The 4600-nt window shown below is 60.8% G+C and carries 6 protein-coding genes; 2 read left to right on the top strand and 4 right to left on the bottom strand.

Going from position 1 to position 4600, the window contains the following annotated elements; all coding sequences use genetic code 11:
• Positions 1–121: 121 nt before the first annotated feature.
• The gene (locus JKL45_RS29250) at positions 122–2161 is read right to left on the bottom strand and encodes a prolyl oligopeptidase family serine peptidase (protein ID WP_201865272.1); all 2040 of its coding nucleotides are present in this window, start codon (positions 2159–2161) and stop codon (positions 122–124) included.
• Positions 2162–2309: 148 nt separating this feature from the next.
• On the opposite strand from JKL45_RS29250, the gene JKL45_RS29245 reads away from it, so the two are divergent.
• Positions 2310–2687, top strand: coding sequence for a hypothetical protein (locus JKL45_RS29245; protein WP_201865271.1), 378 nt, complete (start codon positions 2310–2312; stop codon positions 2685–2687).
• A gap of 12 nt (positions 2688–2699) precedes the next feature.
• On the opposite strand, the gene JKL45_RS29240 is transcribed toward JKL45_RS29245, so the two are convergent.
• Positions 2700–3473 (bottom strand): DUF2243 domain-containing protein, encoded by a 774-nt coding sequence (locus tag JKL45_RS29240; RefSeq protein ID WP_312897057.1) that lies wholly within the window; start codon positions 3471–3473, stop codon positions 2700–2702.
• Positions 3474–3725: 252 nt separating this feature from the next.
• On the opposite strand from JKL45_RS29240, the gene JKL45_RS29235 reads away from it, so the two are divergent.
• Positions 3726–3923 (top strand): hypothetical protein, encoded by a 198-nt coding sequence (locus JKL45_RS29235; RefSeq protein ID WP_201865270.1) that lies wholly within the window; start codon positions 3726–3728, stop codon positions 3921–3923.
• A 21-nt stretch (positions 3924–3944) separates the two neighbouring features.
• On the opposite strand, the gene JKL45_RS29230 is transcribed toward JKL45_RS29235, so the two are convergent.
• Complete coding sequence (locus JKL45_RS29230; protein ID WP_201865269.1) at positions 3945–4142, bottom strand: hypothetical protein; 198 nt, start codon at positions 4140–4142, stop codon at positions 3945–3947.
• Between the two features lie 93 nt (positions 4143–4235).
• Positions 4236–4600: spore photoproduct lyase family protein (locus JKL45_RS29225; protein ID WP_376771097.1), on the bottom strand; the 365-nt coding region annotated here is incomplete at its 5' end.

Here is a 4600-nt window from a genome sequence, read left to right as displayed (position 1 = left end):
ACCCCACGGGCGTTCATGTCAATCCTTTGCCTCGTCAGCGCATTCATCTGGACCAAATGAATGTCAACGCACTCTAGCCGGGGCTCTCCTTCGCAAAGGGTTATCCCCGGCTGATCCAGGTTCACTGCTGAGGCGCCAGCATCCTCCTGAGGAAGGATAGTCCTAGGGCGGAGAGGAAGGCTGCCTGCTCCTTGTTGACGGCGCCATGGCCGCCGTCGTCAGGCTCATAGAAGAAAACCGGCTGCTTCATGGCCTCGAGCTTGGCCGCCATCTTGCGGGCATGCCCCGGATGGACGCGGTCATCCCGTCGGGACGTCACGAGCAGTACAGGGGGGTAGGCACGGCCCTCCTCCAAGTTCTGATAAGCTGAAAATCGGGCCATATAGGTCCAATCCTCAGACTTGTCCGGATCGCCATATTCCGCCACCCAGCTTGGACCGGCGAGCAGGCGCGTATAGCGCTGCATGTCGAGGAGCGGCACGGTGCACCAGATCGCTCCGAAGCGGTTAGGGTAGCGGGTCAGCATATTGCCCACGAGCAGGCCACCGTTCGATCCGCCGTAGGCCGCAAGCTGCTTCGGGATCGTGACACCGCGCCTGACGAGATCCTGGGCAATGCTGGCAAAATCGTCATGGGACAGGCGCTTGCCTTCGCGCATGCCGGCCTTGTGCCAAGCGGCTCCGAACTCGCCGCCGCCGCGGATGTTGGCGACGACCCAGACATTGCCCCGCTCCAGCCAGGTCTTGCCGATGCCGCCGAGATAGCCCGGCGTCATGGAGACCGAGAATCCGCCATAGCCGTAGAGCACCGTCGGGCGTGGTCCGTCCTGATCCTTCGGTCCGATCTGGTAGTAGGGAATACGCTCGCCATCCACCGAGACGGCCTCATGGCGCGTCACCTCCAGGCCGGAGGCATCGAAAGCCTCGGGCGCTTCCTTCAGCACCTCGATCCGCCTGTGCTCGGTCACCAGAGCGAGCTTCGTGGGCTCGACGAAGCTGGAGATCGTCAGGAGAAACTCGTCGGTGCGCTCCAGCTGGCTGGCATCCAGTGACATTGCGTGGACGGAGGCCGTGTCGGGCAGGCCTTCCAATCTGTCCAAGGTCCAGGGCGAGCCCGGCGTGCCGAGCCAGATCTGGCTCTCCAGATTGTCGAGAACCGTGAGCACCAAGCGCGATTTGGTCCACCAGAAGCCCGAGAGAACGCGCCGCGGCCCTGGTTCAAACAGCACTTCGAACGTGCGATCTCCTTCCAGGAAGCGGGAAAAGCTGATCGCCAGGAGCGCATCGGCCGGGTAGCTTCGGCCTGGGAGTTCCCAGTCGCTTTTCAGCTTCACGACAAGCCAATCTTTTTCCACGTCGAAGTGGGCATCGAGCGGCAGATCGATCAGCTGGGGTTCGTCATCCCCGTATGCGAGATAACTGAGCCCCTCCTCGAAGGTGATCTGCCGGCGGTAGAAGGTGCGCTCGAATCCGGGTTCGCGATCAACCGAGGCCGAGATATAGATGTCGCTGGCCTGGCCCTCGAAGACTATAGGGGCGTGTGCGAAGTCCGAGCCCCGGCGCCAGAGGCGCACGGTACGCGGGTAGCCGGAAGCCGTGGCGGCGTTTGCCCCGAGGGTGGTCGAGACAAGGAGCGCTTCTGAATCGAGCCAAGCCGCTCCACCTTTGGCTTCCGGCAGGACAAAGCCGTCCTCCACGAAGCGCTTTTCGACGAGATCGAATTCTCGGACCACCACGGCGTCGGCGCCGCCCCGCGACAGGCTCACCAGACCGTAGCGCTGCTCCGGCTGAAGCGTGCCGCAGCCCTTCCAGACCCAATCCGCCCCATCGTCCTGGGCCAGCGCATCAACGTCAAGAACCGTCTCCCAAGTGGGCTCCGGCAGGCGGTAATCTTCTATGGTGGTTCGCCGCCACAGGCCTCGCACGTGGGAGGCATCCTGCCAGAAATTGTAGAGCTGACCCCGCCTCCGAGTGACGAACGGAATGTTGTCCGGACGCGTGGAGATCTCGTAGATCGCCTTCTTGTCGGCTTCGAAAGCCGGGTCGCACAGAGCTGCCTTGGTCTTCTCGTTATGGGTACGCACCCAGGTCAGCGCCTCTTCGCCCTCCACATCCTCCAGCCAGAGATAGGGATCGTTATGCTCCTGCATCTGTTCGGCCATGATGTGTGAATTCCATTGGAGTGGGGATGACGGGCGGATGAGAATCGATGACAGGGATTATTGGTCAGCCTGATCCTTCGACAACACTTCAACGGAGAACCGAACCGGGCACCATCCGTTGACGGTCAAACCATTAGAGAAAGGAGCCATGATGGATCCGTTCGTTGCGGCGCTGGAGGAACTCGCAGAAGCCTTGCTGGCAGGAGAAGATCCGGAAGGCGTCCTTGAGGACATTGCCCAGGAACACGAACTCCCGTCCCCAGCCTTGCGCAACCGGGCGCTCCGCGCGTTCGGGCCCCTGGAGACTTACAGGGAGCGGCAGGCGGAGCTGAAGAAGGAGCGCGAGCAGACCGCCCGACGCCGCGACCCGGTTTTTGCCGGCGCGTCCTTTCTGGCTGCCATTGCGAGCCTGAACCCGAGACTGAGCGCTGGAGACAGACAGGCAGAGATCGAACGTCTCGCGGCCGAGTACGACGTTGACCCAGCCGCGCATAAAGATGCTATCGAGCGGCTGCGCAAGCGCTGACAAGCCGCGCGATCAGGTGCGCAGATTGTTGAGGCAGCCCAGTGGGAGCCCTGCTCCGGTTACCAGAATCGCGCCGTGCCGAAACAGGGTCCATCCGGATTGTCCATCATCCAACCGGACGACCGCGATTTCCCCACTTCCGTCCGTCCAGACCACCTGCGCATCAACCGATGCGAGGGAGCGGATAGCATGCTCCTGACCTGTCCCCGGTGCGAACATAACCGTGGTGAACTCAGTGCCGCGCAGGGGCCAAATTCCTAAAGCTCCTGCACTGAGAACCAGAAGGGTCGTTAATGTACGGGCCGAACTGGGCGAGCGGACAGCCCCAGATCCAACCTCTCTTGGCCCGCTCATGATCCACCCTAGGATCACCGGCACGAGGCCGAATAGACCGAGCCACAGAAGATCCCAGAAAAGCGGGCTGCTACTGTCCATCCGGATGCGATGAATGCCGAGCAGCCAATGGGACAGAACGGCATCGACAGTGTGCCAGACACCGAAGCCGATCAGGATTCCTCCAAACAGGAGACGGCCCGACATGCCGCCGGGCACGTTCCGCGATCTCCAGAGCATCCAGAGACCCACGGCAGCGATGACGTACATCAAGGCGTGGAAGTAGCCGTCGACAGCCACCTGGAACCGGATGTCCTCGCCCTTGAAAGCGCTCAGGAGATGATGCCACTGGAGGATCTGATGGAGCAGAATGCCATCGAAGAAGCCGCCGAAGGCAAAGCCAAGCACATAGCCAGGCCATGGGTGATAGCGTCGGGATACGATGGTGGCCACGCTGCGCCCTCGGTTCGGCAGGAGTTCAATCCTCTCAACCCCAGTGCTGATGTTGGGTTTCAAAACTTAATCGGCCTTAACGAATGTCGTTGCTGTGTCGGGTTCCTGACAGACGAGAGGTGGCCTGCTCAGGTAGGATTCGAATCAACTAGAAAACGAACGATAAGCTGGGGGCACAACCATGGCCATCCGAGCGCCTGTCGTCTTCCTCGACCGGGGAGGAAGGCTGCTTCTCGGACCATGAGGTGCTAAATGAAGACCAGGAAGAGAAAGCCTTTTGCCGCCGACGCACGCCGCTCTGCCAAGCTTGAGCGGGAACTCAAAATCGTCGAGGCGCAGATTGCCCTTTTGGAGAAAGACGACAACCTGCAGCTCGCTGTGCAGGATCACTTCGTACTGTGGAGGCGTCCAAACCTGTTTGCACCCTGGCCGCTCGGGGTTCAGCACTAAAGGTAGGCCGGACCGGCACTTTCAGCGGAAGCGATAAAGACGGTTGAGCCCTGCCGTCCAACGTTGAGGCCAGAAGGCCACGACAGCAACGATCAGCGCGATCAGGACGAGGGTCATCATCACCTGTGCGATGCCGAAGATCGGCGCGTCCTTCGCAACGAACCAGCTCGTGACGAACCCGGCCGCAATCATCAAGAGCCGAACGATCCAGCTGAGCATTGGGGCCTCCGTATTGTCGCCATCGTGCTAGGCATCATGACGCAACATTCCGGTAATTCCTTGATGCCGATCAACGTCAACCTGCGACGGCTTTCAGGTCCAGTAGAGAAGCCGAGCAGCCGGAAGCTGGTCTCGGATTGCATTCTCGAAGAAGCCGCGCATCTCCTTCATGATGTTAGGGGTGTACACGTACTTGATTGAGTTGAACTTGGTTGTCTTTTGAGCTCGGGTCTGCTCATCCATGTCGAGGTCGGACCCCGGATACCACCCGTTCAGGACATTCTTTGAGCCCGGGGTGAACCGGTGGGTGATCAACTCCACCGACAGGTCGAGATCCGGCACATCGCGGAGAGCCGCAGCGGCGTTCTCGAGCAGGGTTCCGTAGTCGTCCGTGAAGAATTGTCTGGCGGCTTGAGTCACGCCCGTTGCGGCGATCGACCGGATCCAACCAGCAACAG

It is taken from the genome of Microvirga soli, assembly GCF_016734765.1.
Classification (GTDB): domain Bacteria; phylum Pseudomonadota; class Alphaproteobacteria; order Rhizobiales; family Beijerinckiaceae; genus Microvirga; species Microvirga soli.
The sequence above is the reverse complement of the archived record's forward strand: the minus strand, read 5'-3'. Positions and strand labels throughout refer to the sequence as shown.